The organism is Pseudomonas sp. MPB03, from assembly GCF_046605385.1.
In the GTDB taxonomy this organism is placed as follows: Bacteria; Pseudomonadota; Gammaproteobacteria; order Pseudomonadales; family Pseudomonadaceae; genus Aquipseudomonas; species Aquipseudomonas zanjanensis.
In genome coordinates, this window is sequence record NZ_CP176770.1 from 5207834 (window position 1) to 5226700 (window position 18867).

An 18867-nucleotide genomic window follows, 5' to 3' on the forward strand; every position below is an offset into this window, starting at 1 on the left:
CAGGTGCGTAACGGGAGCGATTACTTGAGGCTGCCCGACAGAAATTGTTGCAGGCGCTCGGATTGCGGATTCACCAGCACTTCGCGCGGGTTGCCGCTTTCTTCGACGATGCCTTTGTGCAAGAACACCAGCTGGTTCGACACTTCACGGGCAAAGCCCATTTCGTGGGTCACCACCACCATGGTCCGGCCTTCCAAGGCCAGGGCCTGCATCACCTTGAGCACGTCGCCCACCAGTTCCGGGTCCAGCGCCGAGGTCGGCTCGTCGAACAGCATCACCTCAGGCTCCATCGCCAGCGCACGGGCAATCGCCACGCGCTGCTGCTCGCCGCCGGACATGTGGCCCGGGTAGGCATCCTTGCGATGAGCCACGCCAACCTTGTTCAGATAGTGCTCGGCCTTCTCCCGTGCTTCGGCCTTGGCCACGCCCAGTACATGCACCGGCGCCTCCATGATGTTTTCCAGCGCGGTCATGTGGGACCACAGGTTGAAATGCTGGAACACCATCGACAGCCGCGAACGCATGCGCTGCAGTTGCTTGGGGTCCGAAGCCTTCATGGCGCCGTCCTTGCCCGCCACCAGCTTCAACTCTTCGTTGTTGAGCAGGATCTTGCCGGCATGGGGTTGCTCAAGCAGGTTGATGCAACGCAGGAAAGTACTCTTGCCGGAGCCACTGGAGCCGATGATGCTGATCACATCGCCAGCGGCGGCTTTCAGGGACACGCCCTTGAGCACTTCGTGACTGCCATAGCGTTTATGCAGGTCTTGGACTTCAAGCTTGTACATGCGGTCGGTTCTCACAAAACGTCAGTCGTTGAGCAGTCGATCGGATCGATGCGTTATCAGTGCTTGCGCGGGGCCAGGTAACCCAGCCAGCGGCGCTCGGCCAGTTTGAACAGGCGCACCAGGATGAAGGTCAGGCACAGGTAGAACACACCGGCGGTGATGTAGGCCTCGAACGGCAAGTAATACTGCGCGTTCACCGTGCGCGCGGCACCGGTGATGTCGATCAGGGTCACGATGGAGGCCAGGCTGGTGGTCTGCAACATCATGATCACTTCGTTGCTGTATTGCGGCAGCGCCCGGCGCAGGGCCGACGGCAGCAGGATCCGGCGATACAGCTTGTAGCGCGACATGCCCATGGCCTTGGCCGCTTCGATCTCACCGTTGGGCGTGGCCCGCAGGCTGCCGGCGATGATTTCGGCGGTGTAGGCACTGGTGTTGATGGCGAACGCCAGGCACGCACAGAACGTTGCGCTGGACAGCCATGGCCAGAGGAAGCTCTCGCGCACGACCGCGAACTGCGCCAACCCGTAGTAGATCAGGAACAGCTGCACCAGCATCGGCGTGCCGCGGATCACGTAGGTGTAGAGCCAGGCCGTCATGTTGACGACCGGCTGCTTGGACACCCGCATCAACCCCAGGGGCAGCGCCGCCAGCAGGCCGAAGAACAGCGACAGGGCCAACAGCTTCAGAGTGGTCAGCAAGCCGCTGAAATACAGCGGCAAAGCTTCGTAGATGACGTTGTAGTCGAAGATCATAGATCAGCCGCCCTTACGCCTACCGAGTAGCGCTTCTCAAGGTGACGCAACGCCAGCAACGAGACACTGGTGATCACCAGGTACATCGCCGCCACTGCGAGGAAGAAGGTGAAAGGCTCGCGAGTGGCATCCGCCGCCTGCTTGGCCTTGAACATCATGTCTTGCAGGCCCACCACGGAAATCAGCGCAGTGGCCTTGGTCAACACCAACCAATTGTTGGTGAAACCCGGAATCGCCAGGCGAACCATCTGTGGCACCAGCACCCGGAAGAACACCTGGAAGCTGTTCATGCCATACGCCATGCCCGCCTCGGCCTGCCCCTTGGGGATCGCCATGAAGGCACCGCGAAAGGTTTCCGACAGGTACGCACCGAAGATGAAACCCAGCGTGCCGATACCGGCCGCCAGCGGGTTCAGGTCGATGTAGTCGTCATAGCCAAGCATCGGCGAGACGCGGTTGAGCAGGTCCTGGCCGCCGTAGAAAATCAGCAGGATCAGCACCAGGTCCGGGATACCACGGATGACCGTGGAATACAGGTCGCCCAGCCACGCCAGCCAGCGCACCGGCGAGAGGCGCAACGCGACACCAATCAACCCCAGGACGATGGCCAGGGCCATGGACGACAAGGCGAGCTCAAGCGTCAACCATGCGCCATCGAGGATGACAGCCCCGTAGCCTTTCAACATGATTCAGGTCCTCGAAAGTGGGATGAAAAAATGGCGCAAACCGCAGAGATCCTGTTGCTTGCGCCATTTCGCACGAGTGGCGGGACGTCGTTACTTGCCGTAGATGTCGAAAGCGAAGTATTTGTCCTGGATTTGCTTGTACTTGCCGTTCTCGCGAATGGCGGTGATCGCGTTGTTGATCTTGCCTTTCAGCGCATCGCCCTTGCGAACCGCGATACCGATACCGTCGCCGAAGTATTTCTCGTCGGTAAAGGCTGGACCTACAAATGCGTAGCCCTTGCCGGCATCGGTCTTGAGGAAGCCGTCATCCAACAGGGTAGCGTCTGCCACGGTGCCGTCGAGGCGGCCAGCGGACACGTCCAGGTAGATCTCGTTCTGCGAACCGTACGGCTTGATCTCGGCACCCAGCGGGGCCAGGACTTCACGGGCGAAACGCTCGTGGATCGAACCGCGCTGCACGCCGATGTTCTTGCCCTTGAGCTCGGCCAGGCCGTCGCTGACCTGGGTACCGGCCTTCATCACCAGGCGGGCCGGGGTGTTGTAGTACTTGTTGGTGAAATCAACCGACTTCTTGCGATCTTCAGTGATCGACATGGACGACAGGATCGCGTCGATCTTGCGCACCTTCAGCGCCGGGATCAGGCCGTCGAACTCTTGCTCGACCCACACGCACTTGACCTTCATCTCTTCGCACAGCGCATTGCCGATGTCGTAGTCGAAACCGACGATGCTGCCATCCGGGGCTTTCGAGGCGAACGGAGGGTAAGCCGCTTCGATACCAATCTTCAGGGGCTTCTCATCAGCGAAGGTCGGCAGGGACAGCACGGACAGTGCCAGGGCGCCAAGCAGCACAAGTTTCTTCATCTTGGGACTCCATCGGTAAAGGGCAAAAACGGCAGAGTGAGCAACAGCCCAATATGCGAATGGGTGAAACGAACTTTGGTGCTGCGTCCTAGGAGGCTCACGATTTATCCAACGCGAGCCACGACGAGCGAGTGATCGGCATTCTAACGACAGGCCCGAAGCCGATATTTCTTCAATGCGACAACAAATTACAGAAGCACCAAGAAAGCTGTTTGAGCACATTGACAGCCCCGCAAATTCATGCAAGAGCAAAAGAAGGGAAACCGATCTATGCTGCAAATAGCGGGCCCATTATTCGCAAACCCTTCTAATCCGGCAAGCACAGCGTGTCGGCTTATTTTCACAGACGCCTGGAACCGCCCTATGGCGGGGCTTAGCGTTTCACATCGCCCCGTTATGGCGCCTTTGGTTACACATTTCGAAACGTCGGTAACGTTCAGACGCCTCCTACTTTAAACGCCGATATTTATTCGAACACCTATCAGCCAAACACCAAACCCTGTGGCGAGGGAGCTTGCTCCCGCTGGGCTGCGCAGCAGCCCCAATAGCCAGGCACCGCGCTTGTTCAGGCATACCGCATTGACCGGTTTACGACTGCTGCGCAGCCGAGCGGGAGCAAGCTCCCTCGCCACAAAGGCACCACACTTCAGGCCCTCCCAGCGCGCCCATAAAAAAGCCCCGCCCGGCAAACGCCGGGCGGGGCTCTTAGGTGCTACACGCGACCGTCAGGCCACGTTCATGGTCTTGTGTGTCTCGATCAGGTGCGCCACCACACCCGGGTCGGCCAGGGTGGAGATATCACCCAACCCGTCGTATTCCGCCGTGGCGATCTTGCGCAGGATGCGGCGCATGATCTTGCCGGAGCGGGTCTTCGGCAGCCCCGGTGCCCACTGGATCACGTCTGGCGAAGCAATCGGACCGATCTCCTTGCGCACCCAGTTCTTCAGCTCCAGGCGCAGGGCCTCGCTGGTTTCTTCGCCGGCATTGAGAGTGACGTAGACATAAATGCCCTGGCCCTTGATGTCGTGCGGCACACCCACCACCGCCGCTTCGGCGACTTTCGGGTGGGCGACCATGGCGCTTTCGATCTCGGCGGTGCCCATGCGGTGGCCGGAGACGTTGAGCACGTCATCCACCCGACCGGTGATCCAGTAGTAGCCGTCCTCGTCGCGACGAGCGCCGTCACCGGTAAAGTACATGCCACTGAAGGTCTTGAAGTAGGTGTCGACAAAACGGTCATGGTCGCCGTACAGCGTACGCGCCTGGCCTGGCCACGAATCGAGGATCACCAGGTTGCCTTCAGCGGCGCCCTCGACCAGGTTGCCGAGGTTGTCCACCAGTGCCGGCACCACGCCGAAGAACGGACGCGTGGCCGAACCTGGCTTCAACGCCGTGGCGCCTGGCAGCGGGCTGATCAGCACGCCACCGGTTTCGGTCTGCCACCAGGTGTCGACGATCGGGCAACGCTCCTTGCCGACATTCTTGTAGTACCAGTCCCAGGCTTCCGGGTTGATCGGCTCGCCCACCGACCCCAACAGGCGCAGGCTGCTGCCATCGGCACCTTCGACTGCGGCGGTGCCCGAGGCCATCATCGCGCGGATCGCGGTCGGCGCGGTGTAGAGGATGCTGACCTTATGCTTGTCGACAACCTTGGCCACCCGGGTGATGTCCGGGTAGTTCGGCACGCCCTCGAACAGCAGCGTGGTCGCGCCATTGGCCAGCGGGCCGTAGACGATATAACTGTGGCCGGTGACCCAACCCACGTCGGCGGTGCACCAGTAGACCTCGCCCGGTTTGTAGTCGAACACGCGCTCATGGGTCAGCGCCGCGTACAGCAAGTAGCCAGCCGTGGTGTGCTGCACGCCCTTCGGCTTGCCGGTGGAGCCGGAGGTGTAGAGGATGAACAGCGCTTCTTCGGCGCCCATCTCTTTCGGCGCGCAAACGGTACCGGCGACCTTCATCAGGTCTTCGTACCAGATGTCACGGTGCTGGTTCCACTTGATGTTGCCCGCCGTGCGCTTGCACACGATGACTTTCTGGATGCTGCTGGTTTCCGGGTTGGTCAGCGCGTCATCGACGTTGGCCTTGAGCGGGATCTTCTTGCCGGCGCGAATGCCTTCGTCGGCGGTGATCACCACTTTGGATTTGCAGTCGATGATCCGGCCCGCCAGGGCTTCGGGGGAGAAACCACCGAACACCACCGAGTGAATCGCACCGATCCGGGTACAGGCCAGCATCGCGACCACGGCTTCAGGGATCATCGGCATGTAGATGGTCACCACGTCGCCGCGGTGCACGTCCTGGCCGCGCAGGGCGTTGGCGAACTTGCAGACTTCTTCGTGCAGCTCGCGATAAGTGATGTTGCGGCTCTCGGACGGGTCATCGCCCTCCCAGATAATCGCAATTTGATCGCCGCGCTCGGCCAGGTGACGGTCGAGGCAGTTGTAGGACACGTTCAAGGTGCCGTCGGCGAACCACTTGATGTCGACATGGTGATCGTCGAAAGAAGTCTGCTTCACCGTGGTGAAAGGCTTGATCCAATCGAGGCGCTTGGCCTGCTCGCGCCAGAAGCCATCGGGGTTGACGACCGACTGCTGGTACATGGCCTTGTAGGTCGCCTCGTCAGTCAGCGTATTGGCCGCTACCTCGGGACGAACGGGATACACAGAAGCCGCACTCATCTTTCTTACCTCGGTGAATAGTTGTTTTTGTATGATCCCGTTGTAGCCCGGGGCGGGCCTATAGAACCATTCGACGATGGTAGTAACAAGTCCCTACAAAATGTCGGTACTAGTGGGAGCCGAGCTTGCTCGCGATGGCGGTGGGTCAGTCAATATCCATGCAAACTGATCCACCGCTATCGCGAGCAAGCTCGCTCCCACAGTTGATCTCCATTGAACGCTCACTTTACGTCCAACGCCGCTCCCCCTGTGGGAGCGAGCTTGCTCGCGATGGCGCCTGCCCATCCAATAGCAATTCACCAGACAGCCACCGACTCCCAGTCGATTATTACCAGATCAACCAACAGTGTTTATCAAAACCGAGTCTGTTTACCCCCACCCTCACCTTCTAAAATCCACCTCGCCAACCGGCAAACACGATTAGCGCAACACAGCCCCCACGAAGGCCGTTAATCCAACTTCCAACACTTGCTCCACACGCAACCCCAAAAAGGTTGCGTGACCCCACTCGACCTCAAAAAAGGTGAAATACAGATGAAAGCTTTATGGGTCCTGGTCCTCGGCAGCCTATGCGCCACCGCGATGGCGGATGAGGCCCCGACCGACGCAGCACAGCAAAAACCGGCCATCGAGGAGTACACCTACTCCACCCACCTGGACATCGCCAAAGTCATCTCCATGAGCGACATCCCGAACGTCTGCGAAGTGGTTCCGGCGAAGATGGAATACGACGACTCCAAAGGCCAACGCCACATCCTGCGCTACAGCATCATGGGCAACGGTTGCTCCAACGGCTGATCACAACTGGCAATTTCCATGGCCCGATTTCGATCGGGCCAGGTTGTGTCTAGAACCGCCGAAAACCCTCCACAAACACAACATGTAGTGCAAAACCGCAAAAAACGCTGTTTTTTTGATCAAAAAAATCCGCGATCCGCTTCATGCAAAAAAAATCTTGAGCGGCCAAAGCCTTGTAAACCCTCGCTCCCACGCGGATATGCCCCCCGCCGCCCCTTCTGTGAGCTATTTCGCCGCAGCACGTAGGCAAAAAAGTCCTTATAATGCCGCCTTAAACGGGCCTGCAATATTCCCTTACAGGGGATCACGCCAGCCTGGAGCCCACGCAGAGGCCCATCGCCTCCTCGCGTTCACCGCCGCTCCGGAATGACCCGTACATTTTTCTGTTTATTGCCTGCGTCAGCTGCTGCAACAAACGATTTTTCAAGATCCACCGCGGCCAGTAGGCCTTCATTGGGCATCTGGCCCTCACGCAGGAGACGACAAGTCATGCTGAGCTGGGACGAATTCGACAAAGAAGACAGTGGCGAAGTCGCTGTAAAAGGCGCCAACGCCGGCCACGCTTCTGAAGCCAACATGGACCGCCTCGACAGCGCCGGCGGTGCCGCCGCCCTCGAAGCCCGGGCCGTGACGGCCAGCGACTCGGCCGCGATCATTCGCGCCAAGGCCGCCCTCGACAAACTCGACGTCGCCGAAGGCCTCGCCGAACTCGAAGGCGCCTCCGCCCGTGTCGCCGTCGATGAAAAGCGCATGATCAACTGCCGCGCCGACCTCAACCAGCTCGTGCCATTCAAATACGACTGGGCCTGGCAGAAGTACCTGGACGGCTGCGCAAACCACTGGATGCCGCAAGAAGTCAACATGACCGCCGACATCGCCCTCTGGAAAAACCCGGAAGGCCTGACCGACGACGAACGCCGCATCGTGATGCGCAACCTGGGCTTCTTCTCCACCGCCGACTCCCTGGTTGCCAACAACCTGGTCTTGGCCGTGTACCGCCTGATCACCAACCCGGAGTGCCGCCAGTACATCCTGCGCCAGGCCTTCGAAGAGGCGATCCACACCCACGCCTACCAGTACTGCATCGAATCGCTGGCCATGGATGAAGGCGAAATCTTCAACATGTACCACGAGATTCCATCGGTCGCGAAAAAAGCTGCCTGGGGCCTGAAATACACCCGTTCGATCTCCGATCCGAAGTTCGAAACCGGCACCCCGGACACCGACAAAGAGCTGCTGCGCAACCTGATCGCCTACTACTGCGTCCTGGAAGGCATCTTCTTCTATTGCGGCTTCACCCAGATCCTCTCCATGGGCCGCCGCAACAAAATGACCGGCGTCGCCGAGCAGTTCCAGTACATCCTGCGCGACGAATCCATGCACCTGAACTTCGGCATCGACGTGATCAACCAGATCAAGATCGAAAACCCACACCTGTGGGATGCCGAGATGAAGGAAGAAGCGACCCAGATGATCCTGCAAGGGACCCAACTGGAAATCGAATACGCCCGCGACACCATGCCTCGTGGGGTGCTGGGGATGAACGCGGCGATGATGGAGGACTACCTCAAGTTCATCGCTAACCGTCGTTTGTCGCAGATTGGGTTGAAAGAAGAGTATCCGGGGACGACTAACCCGTTCCCTTGGATGAGCGAGATCATGGACTTGAAGAAAGAGAAGAATTTCTTTGAGACGCGCGTGATTGAGTATCAGACGGGTGGGGCTTTGAGCTGGGATTGATTCGACAGAAAAATCCTAGGCTGCACGCGTAACAGAAACCCCGTGAAAACGGGGTTTTTTTGTTCTACAGAACCAAAAACCGCGTTTAACTCTGAGGCCGGCACCCTACCGTTCCCCTACGCAAAACTCAGAATTGTTCCGTATTGACGCTACATCGCCTCGTTACCTATCTTAATCGCAGGTGCCTAAGAAACGCCCAACGTAGTAGCTAATCGCCAAACATAGAGCCGCGTACTGTCCAAGGACATTTGCGGTTTTGTGTGGGAGAAATAGCTAGTTGGGATTTTCTTACATCCTCTACGTCGGGCTCGCGCCGTTAACCTTCGAACGTAGAGGTGGTTATGCCCACAAGAACGCAGCTCTGCTCTCCGTATACCTCGGAGATCCATCATGTCTGATGCTTACATTCCGGCGGTTTTCATCCGTCATAACCTCCACCTTCACGCCCTGCTTCTGGAAAACCAACCTTGGTTTTGCGCCCGCGACCTCGGACGCTTAATGGGTGTGCATCTGAACGACCGCATGGTCAGCAAACTGGATGAGGACCAGCGACACGCTCTGCTGATTCGATACCACGGCCAGCCTGAAACGCGGCTGATGCTCAGCGAGTCTGGCGTGTATGCCTTGTTGGTTTATCACTACGCGCCAGGGAATCGCTTGCTGCGTGAATGGCTCACGCATCAGGTTGTACCGGCCTTGCGGGACGCACAGGCATCAACCGATACCGAGCGGCCGATGCTGAGCGTGCTGGATTGGCCGGAGATGTCCTTAAGCCTGTTGCATTGGCAAAACGACGGCTGGATTCGACTTCGGGACATGCCCTATCTGTTGCTCAATCGAACTCGAGGTCGGGCGGCAGCGACTAAGCCTTGGTGGCGTAGGTTGCTAGAGGTGTTTCATGTTTCAGGGCATTCAGTGTCGTAGGACGCTCCGAGCGGAAGACTCTGCTTTTTCTGTAGGAGTTTTCGTAGACAGTCGTAATGGCCAGTCAGTATCGTCCGAGGGTCTAAACCCTCGGCGATTGTATGGATACCCAAAAGGAAAAAAGCGGCTGGAGCGACGAAGAGCTTGAGGCTTCGGTTGATGCGTCGGACAGCATTACTAACGCTGTTGCGCTTTGCCCGAACTGCCATCGACGTTGTCATCTTGCCAGTGACAGAGAGGCCTTTACCTTGTCGCTGTATCAGAAGATTGGTCGGCTGGTCGTTGAGTGAAAACTCTCCGTTGGGTTGGGGCTGCTGCGCAGCCCAGCGGGAGCAAGCTCCCTCGCCACGGGTGTCAGGTCATAGGTTGGTGTAAGGCGTGATTGCTGCGGTTTTTGAGAATCGCGGGCAGGTTCCCACGGCTTTGGAATAATGGTTTCGGGAAGCGTCCAGTTTCTGTTGGACGAAAAAGGACATATGGGGATAAGTGATGACGAAAAAAATAAGAAGTGAGGTCTTCGAGTCGATTCACAACTCGGCCGAAGCGCTGCTGAAAATCGGCGCTATCAACGAGGTCACCATGAGAGAGTTCGACGAGGCGTGCATGGCTGAGGTATCTGCTGAAATCTCAGTTTAAGAGAATTCACCTACACTCAGGGCCGGCACTCAAAACCCTTGAGGATGCCCTCAGGTGTGCGGTCGAAATCCGCCGACATCCGAATCTTCCCCTTCAACCGCCCAGGCTTGCGCGCGTGCGGTGTATCGACATGAGGCAGCAGATCCAGATAAGGCTTGCCGGCCTTGGTGATCACCACCCTGTCGCCCTGCCATGCGCGCGCACCCAGTTGTAAGAGCTGAGACCTCGCTTCGTGCAGGGTTACTTGAACCTGTTCGCTCATACACCGTCTCCGCTCATTCGCCTGGGCCATTGTCGCCATCCTTTACCTCTTTAGTGGCTCTGGGAGTAGTAACTCTACCGGGCTGTTCTGTGGGCTTTCGTTTAGGGTTGGCGCCCCGAGTGGGCGCTTTGGGGTCGATTTTTTGCGGTCGGGGTGGCGGCGTGTAAAGAGGTACAGCAGCCATCAACCCCAAGCGCAGTCCAAACTTTCTCAGGATCGCGTCGAGGGTGCTGATGGTCGGATTACCCTTGTCCTTTTCGATCTGGTAGAGAGCCTTTGTCGACATCTTGCACATAACTGCGAAGGTCTCTTGGTCGAGCCCAGTAACCTCAAGTCTCAGCCGGCGGATAGAGGTTCCCAGGGTTTGGGCCCCTGTCACATGTTGCATGACGATGTCGTCAATGATCGCCCTGCGTCGTTCACCCGTATTCTCTTTCATCGAAATTCTATTTGTTGTTTCGGCAATATATTGCCGGTTACCTGGAAGGTCAGGCCATAACCGGCATTATGATACCGATTACGTCAATCTGAGACTGGAAAAGGGGCCGCTTCGCAGCCCAGCGGGGCGGTGCGACGTTTCGCTAAATCTCCTCGCCACGGGTTGGTGTCAGGGCGCAGGCAGGTGGCAGGCTTGATGGCTGAATTGTTTGTTGTAGTCGCGAGCGCCCCCCTCCCCACCACCCTTCCCCCATTTATGAAAAACCGCCTTGCGCTCCTCGCCATAACCTTAGAAGCAACCGCGAATTAGACTTGCCGGAGTTCAGTCCGCGTTGTGATTAAGGAAGACAACATGCAAGAAATTTTCAGCATCAACTGGTTGCTTTGGCTATCGACCATGGTGCCGCTGACCCTGAGTGCAGGCCCTGGCAACTTGATGGTGGCGACGTCGGGTGCGCAAAGCGGTGTGCGTCGTTCGGTGCGGTTTATCGTTGGGCTCGACATGACTTACTTCCTGATCGCCGTACTGGTCGGCTTAGGCCTTTATCACACACTGACGAACAATCCGACGCTGGTGTGGACGCTGCAAGTGGTGGGCAGCTTCTACATCTTGTGGCTAGGTGTGTGCATGCTGCGTCGGCCACTGAAGGAGCCCACCGACAAGGCCATGCACCTGCAATTTCGGGACGGCATTGTTGTACAACTGGGCAACGTGCAAGGGATCGTGATGTTGCTGGTGATGTTTTCCACGTTCATGCCTTCCGGCGAGACCAGCAGCACGGTCGTGTTGATCCTCAGTGCGGCGCTGATTTCGCTGAACTTCTTCTCGCACGTCATCTGGGTGTCGATGGGGTCGACCGTGCAGAAACTGATCCAATCGCGCCCTAAATTGCTGATGTTCCAGAACGCTGCGTTCGGCCTGATGCTGATAGCGGTGGCTGTATGGATTTTCCTGCGCATCGGTCCGCTTTAAGGAGGTTTCTATGGCCAGACCCACTGTTCATGCAATATCGCCGTGAAACAGCTCCGTCAGATACTCCACCACTCGATCAACGCGGCTCACACCCTGGGTAGCCTGATTGCGCAGCAGCCAGATTTCCGAGCTGCGCGTAGGGCGATCGGCCAACACCTGGCACAGACCAGACTGATGTCCGACATAAACGGGTAACGCGGCAATCCCCAGATTGGCTTCGACCGCCTTGAGCTGCGCATTCAGGTTTGAAACGCGCATCCACAGCCTATGGTTTCCGGCCATTTCGCTCAACCATTGGGCGAGCGGCATGTACGACATTTCTTCGGTCCAGCCGATCAGGCTGTGGTGCTTGAGGTCGGCGGGTTCGGCCGGCAGGCCGTTGGCATCGGCATACGCCTGGGAGCAGAAAAGCCCCTGCATCAATGTGCCGACCCGGCGCATGGTGAAGTTACCGTTCTCCGGCCTGCGCAAGCGGATAATGATGTCGCTGTGGCTTTGTGTAAGTTTCGACGACACCGCCGAGTTAATGAAGTCGAAGCTGATCTCGGGGTGCTGATCGTGAAATACCGCGAGTTGCGGAATGATCAAGTGCGTGCCCATGAGCTCCGGACAATCAATGCGCACCTGTCCCGCCATCCGATCACCGGGTTGCGACATCTGCCGCTCGATCAGTTTGAAACGCTCTTCCGTTTCCAGTGCCAATGGCAGCAACGCCCTTCCCGCTTCAGTCAGGAAGTAGCCGTTGGTTTTCTTCGAAAACAATACCGTACCGAGCGATTCCTCAAGCGCTGCGATCTTGCGCGACACCGTCGAGGCCGAAACCTTGAGCGAGATTCCTGCCTCGGTCACGTTGTTCGATTTAGCCACGAAGATAAAAACCTTCAGATCATCCCAATCCATGTTGATGACATACCCAAAAATGGAAAATCGATCTCTCCCTATTTCTGTTCGAAATAACTAGAGGCCACGTTGTCGAGCAAAAACCAGCATCATGATATCGATTTCTCAGAGCAGGGAAATGCGGAACGAGGGCCGCTTCGCAGCCCAGCGGGAGCAAGCTCCCTCGCCACGGATGGCAGGCTTGATGGTTGGGTTGGGTTTGGGAATCGCGAGCAAGCTCGCTCCCACAGGGGGCGCGTGGTGGGTTGAAACTTTGGGTGCAGCCCGTCGCGTCCTTCGGTATTAATACACTTCCTCTCACGGACCCGAGCCCCGATGAAATTCGACACTGCCTATTGCCTCAGCCTCGATGCCAAGCTTTCGATCTATGACGTTCGGGATCTGAATTTCGACGAGACCATGGCCTTCGACTCGGCCAAGGAGCGCTTTCAGTGCCCCAACGAGGCCTGTCGGGCGGCGTTTGATGAGAGTAATCGGCTGACGACGTTCAACGCCAAGAACGTTAACTACATCCGCACGCCACATTTCAAGAATCAGCCGACGACCCAGCATATCGAGGGCTGTCCTTATGTCAGTCCGAAAACGCCGGGGCTGGATGCGGATAGTATTGAGGCGGAGGATGATCGCGAGGAACATTTTCCGTCGGAGCTGTTGCTGGCCCGGCGTCAGTACCTGCGTAAGCCGTCCGATCCATCGAAGGATGTTGACGCGACTCGGCCTACGCCTCCCTCCGTATCTTCCCACGGTGATAGCGCTCATTCCGCGCTGGATTCAACACCGGACAAGACCAGCATCTTCGCCCATCCGGTGGAGTGTTTCGTTTCGAATTTCGATAACAAGGATCTGCTCAAGCGCAAGCCGCTGAAGATTGGCGAGCACACGGCGCCCTATGGATCGTTCTTCAAGAAGATCGAGTATTTGCAGGACAACAAGGGCTTGATTTACTGGGGCAAGATCAAGGAGATCAAGGATTACACCCTGAGCTTTCGCATCGACTTCGAAGCAAAGGTCTGGTTCAAGCAGCCGGACGAGGCGAAGAAGAAGCCTTACTCGGTCAACGTTTACCTGAGCAAAAGGCTGATCGATAACTACCGCAAGCGCAAGGCGTTCCTGGCAGAGATCAAGCATGCCATCGACAGTGACGCGCCGTTGTATTGCTTCTTTTATGGCGTCACGCCGGAGTTGAAACAGGTGCCGAGCAAGAAGAACCCCGAAGAAACGTTCGGGGTGTTCAGTGCCAATATCGAGAACCTGGATCACTTCATTATTCGGGAGGCGCCGGGGCTAACCGATAACTGATTTCGCCTTGGCTAGCCGTAGCGCTACGCCTCCTTCATTGCGCTTCTTGGGCAAGTTGCCGTTCAAACGACCGCATCTCTCGTTTCACTTCGATGTACCGCTCACGTGCTGCCTGGGCGGCAGGCTCATCCAAGCCACCATAACGCCGCAACCAATGGACGATCATTTCTTCGTCCGGGTAGTAATAGTCCTTATGTCCCTTACTGCTTCTCGGGGTGTCATTCATATTGCCGTCGAAGCGACCTGCAGAGAACTCATCAGAGGGTAACGTGCCCCATTCGGCAGCGCAGTCCTCAAAAATCCAAGAAATCTCGTTGAGGTGCTTTTGCGCACCACGATGGCCACGTTTATAAAAGATGTAATCACGACAACTTTCCTGGAAGCGCTCCATCATCGCTTCATCATCGACCCAGCGAAGAAGATCATGCTGCCCCGCGTGACGCATCAGGCCATTGATCCAACGTTCGGAAAACCGCTGGACAAAACCTTCAACGTCCGCTTTTTTAGCACCGGCGAAAATCATGCAGTAACGGGTTTGCACGTGGATGACGAACAACACGTGTTTGCGCTGCACAGTGATCACATGAACCAGCCATTGCTCGTCGAGCTCACCCAGCTCATCGTCCTCGATAACAGGGGATGGCGGTTTTCCTACCGGGGTGACTTTCTTACCTTTGCTCACGCGGCTGAAAAAATTGCTGGCCGCTTCGGTGCAGTTGAATATCAGCATTTAAACTCTCGGAAAATATCAGGCGTCTTCGGCCCATTCGATTTCAAAGGGTTGACGGACAGCGTCGGAAACCCTTTCACGAAGCTCCTCGCTCAGAATCGCCAATTCCTCATCGCTCAGCAGATCGTACGCAATCAGCAATCTCAAAGATAAAGAAATGTCTCGACGTCGACCTACGTTGAACGCCATCGCCAAGCTCTTGTCCCGCTCTCGCATGAGGTCGTAGAGCGTGCGATATCGAGCGTGAGCTGATAACGCTTCGTTCTGGACCACCGCCTGCGCATCCGAAAGAACGCCTTGGCAGAAGCGCTCCAGCGCCAGATCGCGGAGTCCGTTGTAAAGCTTCCAATCACTATCGGATACCGACATGCCATCCTCCTTCTACAAGACATCGGCAACGCTGCATGGAAATTTTATTGTATCGATATGCTCAGCATCACAACGACCAACAATCCAATATAGACCCAGGCATGAACCCCATCCGGTATCCGTCCGATCCATGGCGTTGCCAGACGAATACCCAGTAGCGCGCCAAGTGTGAGCACAGCGAAGGCCATCAAGTCGATGTAACCCACAAACCACGGCCCCAAATCAAACTCGGCAAACCCGGCCATGGCCATGTAAGTCAGCGTCCCGGCCACCGCAACCGGCAAACTCAACGGGTTAGCCATGGACGTCGCGCGCGACATGTTCAGCCCGCAACGGCGCAACAGCGGGACCGTCATGACGCTGCCGCCCACGCCCAGGAAAGTAGCGATGGCACCGATGCTGATCCCGCCCGCCGAGACCTCTGCCCTGCCCAATCGCCGTGGGATCACAGCGTCAGACTGTGTCAGAAAACCGCGTCTGAACAAGCAGTCCAGAATGGTCACGCCCAGATAAACGATGAACCCATAGCGAATGACTTCGCTGCTCGCCCACATCGCGGCAATGGCGCCGACGACAGCGCCCAGGCCGATGAAGCCGCCCAACGGCCATACATAATGGCGAATGAGGTTGCGGGCGCGGTGATGCTTCACCGTGGCGATCAGTGCGTTGACGATCATCACGCAGGTCGAAGTGGCCACGGCAATGTGCATCGCCGATTGGCCGACAGGGTCGTCGGCACCGTGGCTGGCGGTGAGCATGCGGTACAGCAAGGGCACCACGACGAAGCCGCCGCCGAAGCCGAACAGCACGGCGGTGATGCCACTCAGGCAGCCGAAACAGGCAAGCAATACATAGAGCATCGAGGTGCATCCGTGGAAGGGGAGGCGTCTACGATAGGGAGGCGAAGCTTGGCCTGCAGCAGCAAACAGGCCAATAATGTTCGCATTTACGCCAATCGTGAGCGGCCCGTCGATGCGCAACATTTCGATCGATTTATTGGATGCGACACCCAGGGCCGTCGTTGCCATCGGCACCGATTACGCTCACGGGCAAGTACTGCCGTTGCATCGCCATCGCCGCGCGCAGTTGCTCTACGGTGCCACCGGGGTCATGCAGGTCAGCACGGCGGACGGCAATTGGGTGGTGCCGCCGCAACGGGCGGTGTGGATTCCGCCGGGGGTCGATCATGAAGTGCTGATGCTGGGCGTGAGTACGCGCAGCCTGTACATCGAACCGGACGCGGTTATGGCCATGGACACGCAGTGCCAGGTCATCAGTGTGTCGCCCCTGATGCGCCAGTTGCTGATGGAGGCCGTCGAGCTTGCGCCGGACTACGACGAGGCGGGTCGGGACGGGGCGTTGATTCATCTGCTACTACACGAGTTGCTGCGCAGCACCCACCTGCCACTGCACCTTCCGCTGCCCAAGGATCCTCGCCTGCTCAGCCTGTGCCAGGCGCTCCTGGAACACCCCGACGCCCATGCCTCGCCCGTGGAATGGGCGGCGCAATTGCACATCAGCCTGCGCTCATTCAATCGCCTGTTCAGCCGGCAGACCGCGCTGAGTTTCAGCCAGTGGCGGCAGCAGGCGTGTGTGATGTCGGCGTTGGCCCGCCTGGCTGAAGGGGATTCGGTGACACGCATAGCCTTGGACCTGGGCTACGACAGTCCCGCTGCGTTCTCCACCATGTTCCGTCGCGTATTGGGTCACGCGCCGAGCGCTTGGTTGGCGAAGACCGCCGGTCATTGATCAAAAAAATGAGATTGATCGGGATTCAAAACAACTGTACAAAAACACAGTATTTTTTAATCCCACAGCTTTGGAGCACCCCCCATGGCCTCTCTCGCAATCAAAACCACCCTGGAACGCATCGCTGTCTATCAGTTCACCCCCGCCCACTGTGCACAGGCGCGAGCCATGTTGGGCTGGAGTGTCGAGGAGCTGTCCCGGCAATCCGGCGTCTCGGTTCGGGCCATCCGCCGCTTTGAGGCCGGTGGCGAATTGCTCGATGTCACCCGCCTGGCCCTGGCATTTCGCCTGGAGGCGGAAGGCCTGGTGTTCTTCCCCGGCTTCGCACCGGGGCGCGGCATGAACATCAAGGGCGCGACGCCGGACCCCATGGGGCGTTCCGATTACGCGATGATCGAATGACCCCCGCGGAGCAGGTTCTAGGCGATACCGGCCTGGTCCTGATAGGTCGAGGGGTCCACATCCAGCCACCAGGCGCGGCCACGTTGCGGCTGCGTCAGGGTGAAAGCTTCGCCCATTTGCGGTGTGGTGATGCAAACGTTGCGTTCCCAGGCCAAGGCCAGGATGCGGTCGAAGGGTTCATACCAGGCATGCATCGCCAGGTCGAACGTGCCGTTGTGGATCGGCAGTAGCCAACGGCCCTTGAGGTCGATATGGGCCTGCAAGGTCTGCTCCGGCTGCATGTGGACATGGGGCCAGTCAACGTTATAGGCGCCGGTTTCCATCAGCGTCAGGTCGAAGGGGCCGTATTGTTCGCCGATGCGTTTGAAACCCTCGAAGTAACCGGTGTCGCCACTGAAGAAAATTCGCGTGGCGCCGTCGATCATCACCCACGACGCCCACAAAGTGCTGTTGCTGTCGAACAGGCCGCGTCCGGAAAAGTGCTGGGAGGGCGTGGCGATGAACTCGATGCCGTCCACCTCGGTGCCTTGCCACCAGTCCAGCTGACGCACCTTGCTGGCGTCGACGCCCCATTTGACCAGGGTGTCGCCCACGCCCAGGGGCGCCAGGAAGTGGCGGGTCTTGGTCGCTAGCTTGAGAATGGCCTGATGATCGAGGTGGTCGTAATGATCGTGGGAAAGGATCACCGCTTCGATGGGCGGCAACTCGTCCAGGCTGATGGGCGGCTGATGGAAACGCTTCGGTCCGGCCCATTGCACGGGTGAGGCACGTTCGGAGAACACCGGGTCTGTCAGCCAGAATTTATCCCGCAGCTTGAGCAGCACGGTGGAATGGCCAAGACGGAAGACGCTGTGGTTCGGCGCGGCCAGCAGCGCGGCGCGCGTCAGCGGTCGAACGTCGATGGCACCTGCAGGGCGAGTGGAATGCGGCTTGTGAAAGATCATGTTCCAGATGATGCGCAGGGTGGTGCCAAAGCCTTCCCGCGGCGTGTAGGCATGATTGCGATACTTGCCCTGCTCTTGCCGGGATGAATCGTGGGCAGGCGGGCTGTCGGTCGAATGAGAGGAAATGGTCATGGTGCGATAACTCCAAGGACGTCGTCGCCATTGCGCTTCGTCGTTGTGGGACGCTGGATGGCCGTTGCATGCACGCATAGCCGTCAGACGAAAACCTACACCACTCGGTGTAGTTTCCAGATTGCATGAATCCCGGGAGCAAGTAAACTGCCGAGTGTAAGTTCTCTCCTCTCAACCGACGAATGCCCATGACCGTACCGCAGCGCCTTACCGAGCGAAAACGCGAAGCCATCCTCCAGGCCGCGATTGCTGAATTCCGTAGCAGCGGTTTCGAGATCACCAGCATGGACAGGATCGCGGCGACCGCCGGCGTATCGAAGCGCACGGTGTATAACCATTTCCCGAGCAAGGAAGCGTTGTTCGCCGAAATCCTGAATCGGTTATGGAACAGCATCACCGCAGAACAGGACATGCCCTACAGCCCGCAAACGCCGCTACGGGAGCAACTGCAAACGTTGCTGCAAGCCAAACTGCATCTGCTGGCGGACGAAAATTTCCTCGACCTGGCGCGCATCGCCATCGCCGCAACCATTCACTCCCCGGAGCGCGCCCAGGACATGGTCTCGCGCATGGGCCAGCGTGAGGAAGGCCTGACCGCCTGGATTCGCCAGGCCCAGGCCGATGGCCGATTGAAACCCGTGGAGCCGGCCTTTGCCGCCCAACAAATGCATGGGCTGCTCAAGACATTCGCTTTCTGGCCGCAGGTTTCGATGGGGCAGCCGAGCCTGACCCAGGAGGAGCAAACCCAAGTCATCGAATCGGCCCTCGACATGTTCCTGAGTCGTTACCAGGCCTGAATC

The 18867-nt window shown here is 58.1% G+C and carries 20 protein-coding genes and 1 pseudogene; 9 read left to right on the forward strand and 12 right to left on the reverse strand.

Annotated elements, in window-relative coordinates:
• Nucleotides 1–20 precede the first annotated feature (20 nt).
• The 5 genes from ACLH0I_RS22475 to acs form a co-directional block, all read right to left on the reverse strand.
• Nucleotides 21–785: an ABC transporter ATP-binding protein gene (locus ACLH0I_RS22475; RefSeq protein WP_186710561.1), complete on the reverse strand. Its 765-nt coding sequence runs from the start codon at nt 783–785 to the stop codon at nt 21–23.
• Between the two features lie 56 nt (nt 786–841).
• The gene (locus tag ACLH0I_RS22480; RefSeq protein WP_053124415.1) at nt 842–1540 is read right to left on the reverse strand and encodes an ABC transporter permease; all 699 of its coding nucleotides are present in this window, start codon (nt 1538–1540) and stop codon (nt 842–844) included.
• On the reverse strand, nt 1537–2226 hold the full coding sequence (locus ACLH0I_RS22485; RefSeq protein WP_411385419.1) for an ABC transporter permease: 690 nt from the start codon (nt 2224–2226) through the stop codon (nt 1537–1539). The genes ACLH0I_RS22480 and ACLH0I_RS22485 overlap by 4 nt, the downstream gene beginning before the upstream one ends.
• A gap of 90 nt (nt 2227–2316) precedes the next feature.
• Nucleotides 2317–3090 (reverse strand): ABC transporter substrate-binding protein, encoded by a 774-nt coding sequence (locus ACLH0I_RS22490; RefSeq protein ID WP_411385420.1) that lies wholly within the window; start codon nt 3088–3090, stop codon nt 2317–2319.
• 725 nt (nt 3091–3815) lie between these two features.
• Nucleotides 3816–5771: an acetate--CoA ligase gene (gene acs, locus ACLH0I_RS22495; protein ID WP_186710565.1), complete on the reverse strand. Its 1956-nt coding sequence runs from the start codon at nt 5769–5771 to the stop codon at nt 3816–3818.
• Nucleotides 5772–6305: 534 nt separating this feature from the next.
• Between acs and ACLH0I_RS22500 the strand changes: the two genes are divergently transcribed.
• The 4 genes and pseudogenes from ACLH0I_RS22500 to ACLH0I_RS22515 all read left to right on the forward strand — a co-directional run.
• Nucleotides 6306–6569 carry a DUF2790 domain-containing protein gene (locus ACLH0I_RS22500; protein ID WP_186729835.1) on the forward strand — a complete coding sequence of 88 codons (264 nt, stop codon included), beginning with the start codon at nt 6306–6308 and terminating at the stop codon, nt 6567–6569.
• A 489-nt stretch (nt 6570–7058) separates the two neighbouring features.
• Nucleotides 7059–8309 carry a ribonucleotide-diphosphate reductase subunit beta gene (locus ACLH0I_RS22505; RefSeq protein WP_030142465.1) on the forward strand — a complete coding sequence of 417 codons (1251 nt, stop codon included), beginning with the start codon at nt 7059–7061 and terminating at the stop codon, nt 8307–8309.
• Nucleotides 8310–8699: 390 nt separating this feature from the next.
• Complete coding sequence (locus ACLH0I_RS22510; protein WP_411385421.1) at nt 8700–9233, forward strand: Bro-N domain-containing protein; 534 nt, start codon at nt 8700–8702, stop codon at nt 9231–9233.
• 164 nt (nt 9234–9397) lie between these two features.
• Nucleotides 9398–9523, forward strand: a pseudogene (locus ACLH0I_RS22515) (HNH endonuclease); the annotation flags it as partial.
• A gap of 362 nt (nt 9524–9885) precedes the next feature.
• On the opposite strand, the gene ACLH0I_RS22520 reads toward ACLH0I_RS22515, so the two are convergent.
• On the reverse strand, nt 9886–10131 hold the full coding sequence (locus ACLH0I_RS22520; protein ID WP_411385422.1) for a type II toxin-antitoxin system Phd/YefM family antitoxin: 246 nt from the start codon (nt 10129–10131) through the stop codon (nt 9886–9888).
• A 13-nt stretch (nt 10132–10144) separates the two neighbouring features.
• On the reverse strand, nt 10145–10570 hold the full coding sequence (locus ACLH0I_RS22525; RefSeq protein WP_411385423.1) for a helix-turn-helix transcriptional regulator: 426 nt from the start codon (nt 10568–10570) through the stop codon (nt 10145–10147).
• Between the two features lie 351 nt (nt 10571–10921).
• Between ACLH0I_RS22525 and ACLH0I_RS22530 the strand changes: the two genes are divergently transcribed.
• Complete coding sequence (locus ACLH0I_RS22530; RefSeq protein WP_411385424.1) at nt 10922–11542, forward strand: LysE family translocator; 621 nt, start codon at nt 10922–10924, stop codon at nt 11540–11542.
• Between the two features lie 27 nt (nt 11543–11569).
• On the opposite strand, the gene ACLH0I_RS22535 is transcribed toward ACLH0I_RS22530, so the two are convergent.
• Nucleotides 11570–12442 carry a LysR family transcriptional regulator gene (locus ACLH0I_RS22535; RefSeq protein WP_411385425.1) on the reverse strand — a complete coding sequence of 291 codons (873 nt, stop codon included), beginning with the start codon at nt 12440–12442 and terminating at the stop codon, nt 11570–11572.
• 315 nt (nt 12443–12757) lie between these two features.
• On the opposite strand from ACLH0I_RS22535, the gene ACLH0I_RS22540 reads away from it, so the two are divergent.
• Nucleotides 12758–13741, forward strand: coding sequence for a hypothetical protein (locus ACLH0I_RS22540; protein ID WP_411385426.1), 984 nt, complete (start codon nt 12758–12760; stop codon nt 13739–13741).
• A gap of 34 nt (nt 13742–13775) precedes the next feature.
• On the opposite strand, the gene ACLH0I_RS22545 is transcribed toward ACLH0I_RS22540, so the two are convergent.
• From ACLH0I_RS22545 to ACLH0I_RS22555, 3 genes are read right to left on the reverse strand one after another with little or no spacing between them, the layout of a single operon-like run.
• Complete coding sequence (locus ACLH0I_RS22545) at nt 13776–14471, reverse strand: DUF6933 domain-containing protein (protein WP_411385427.1); 696 nt, start codon at nt 14469–14471, stop codon at nt 13776–13778.
• Nucleotides 14472–14489: 18 nt separating this feature from the next.
• Nucleotides 14490–14840, reverse strand: coding sequence for a hypothetical protein (locus ACLH0I_RS22550; RefSeq protein ID WP_186710577.1), 351 nt, complete (start codon nt 14838–14840; stop codon nt 14490–14492).
• Between the two features lie 44 nt (nt 14841–14884).
• Nucleotides 14885–15700, reverse strand: a complete 816-nt coding sequence (locus ACLH0I_RS22555; protein ID WP_411385428.1) for a sulfite exporter TauE/SafE family protein — start codon at nt 15698–15700, stop codon at nt 14885–14887.
• A gap of 112 nt (nt 15701–15812) precedes the next feature.
• Here ACLH0I_RS22555 and ACLH0I_RS22560 point away from each other — a divergent pair, with 112 nt between their 5' ends.
• Nucleotides 15813–16589: an AraC family transcriptional regulator gene (locus tag ACLH0I_RS22560; RefSeq protein WP_411385429.1), complete on the forward strand. Its 777-nt coding sequence runs from the start codon at nt 15813–15815 to the stop codon at nt 16587–16589.
• Between the two features lie 84 nt (nt 16590–16673).
• Nucleotides 16674–16991 (forward strand): helix-turn-helix domain-containing protein, encoded by a 318-nt coding sequence (locus tag ACLH0I_RS22565; protein WP_250965852.1) that lies wholly within the window; start codon nt 16674–16676, stop codon nt 16989–16991.
• A gap of 17 nt (nt 16992–17008) precedes the next feature.
• Here the strand turns inward: ACLH0I_RS22565 and ACLH0I_RS22570 are convergent, their stop codons facing one another.
• Nucleotides 17009–18067 (reverse strand): MBL fold metallo-hydrolase, encoded by a 1059-nt coding sequence (locus ACLH0I_RS22570; RefSeq protein ID WP_411385430.1) that lies wholly within the window; start codon nt 18065–18067, stop codon nt 17009–17011.
• A 188-nt stretch (nt 18068–18255) separates the two neighbouring features.
• Here ACLH0I_RS22570 and ACLH0I_RS22575 point away from each other — a divergent pair, with 188 nt between their 5' ends.
• Nucleotides 18256–18864: a TetR/AcrR family transcriptional regulator gene (locus ACLH0I_RS22575; protein WP_411385431.1), complete on the forward strand. Its 609-nt coding sequence runs from the start codon at nt 18256–18258 to the stop codon at nt 18862–18864.
• The last annotated feature ends 3 nt before the right edge of the window (nt 18865–18867 follow it).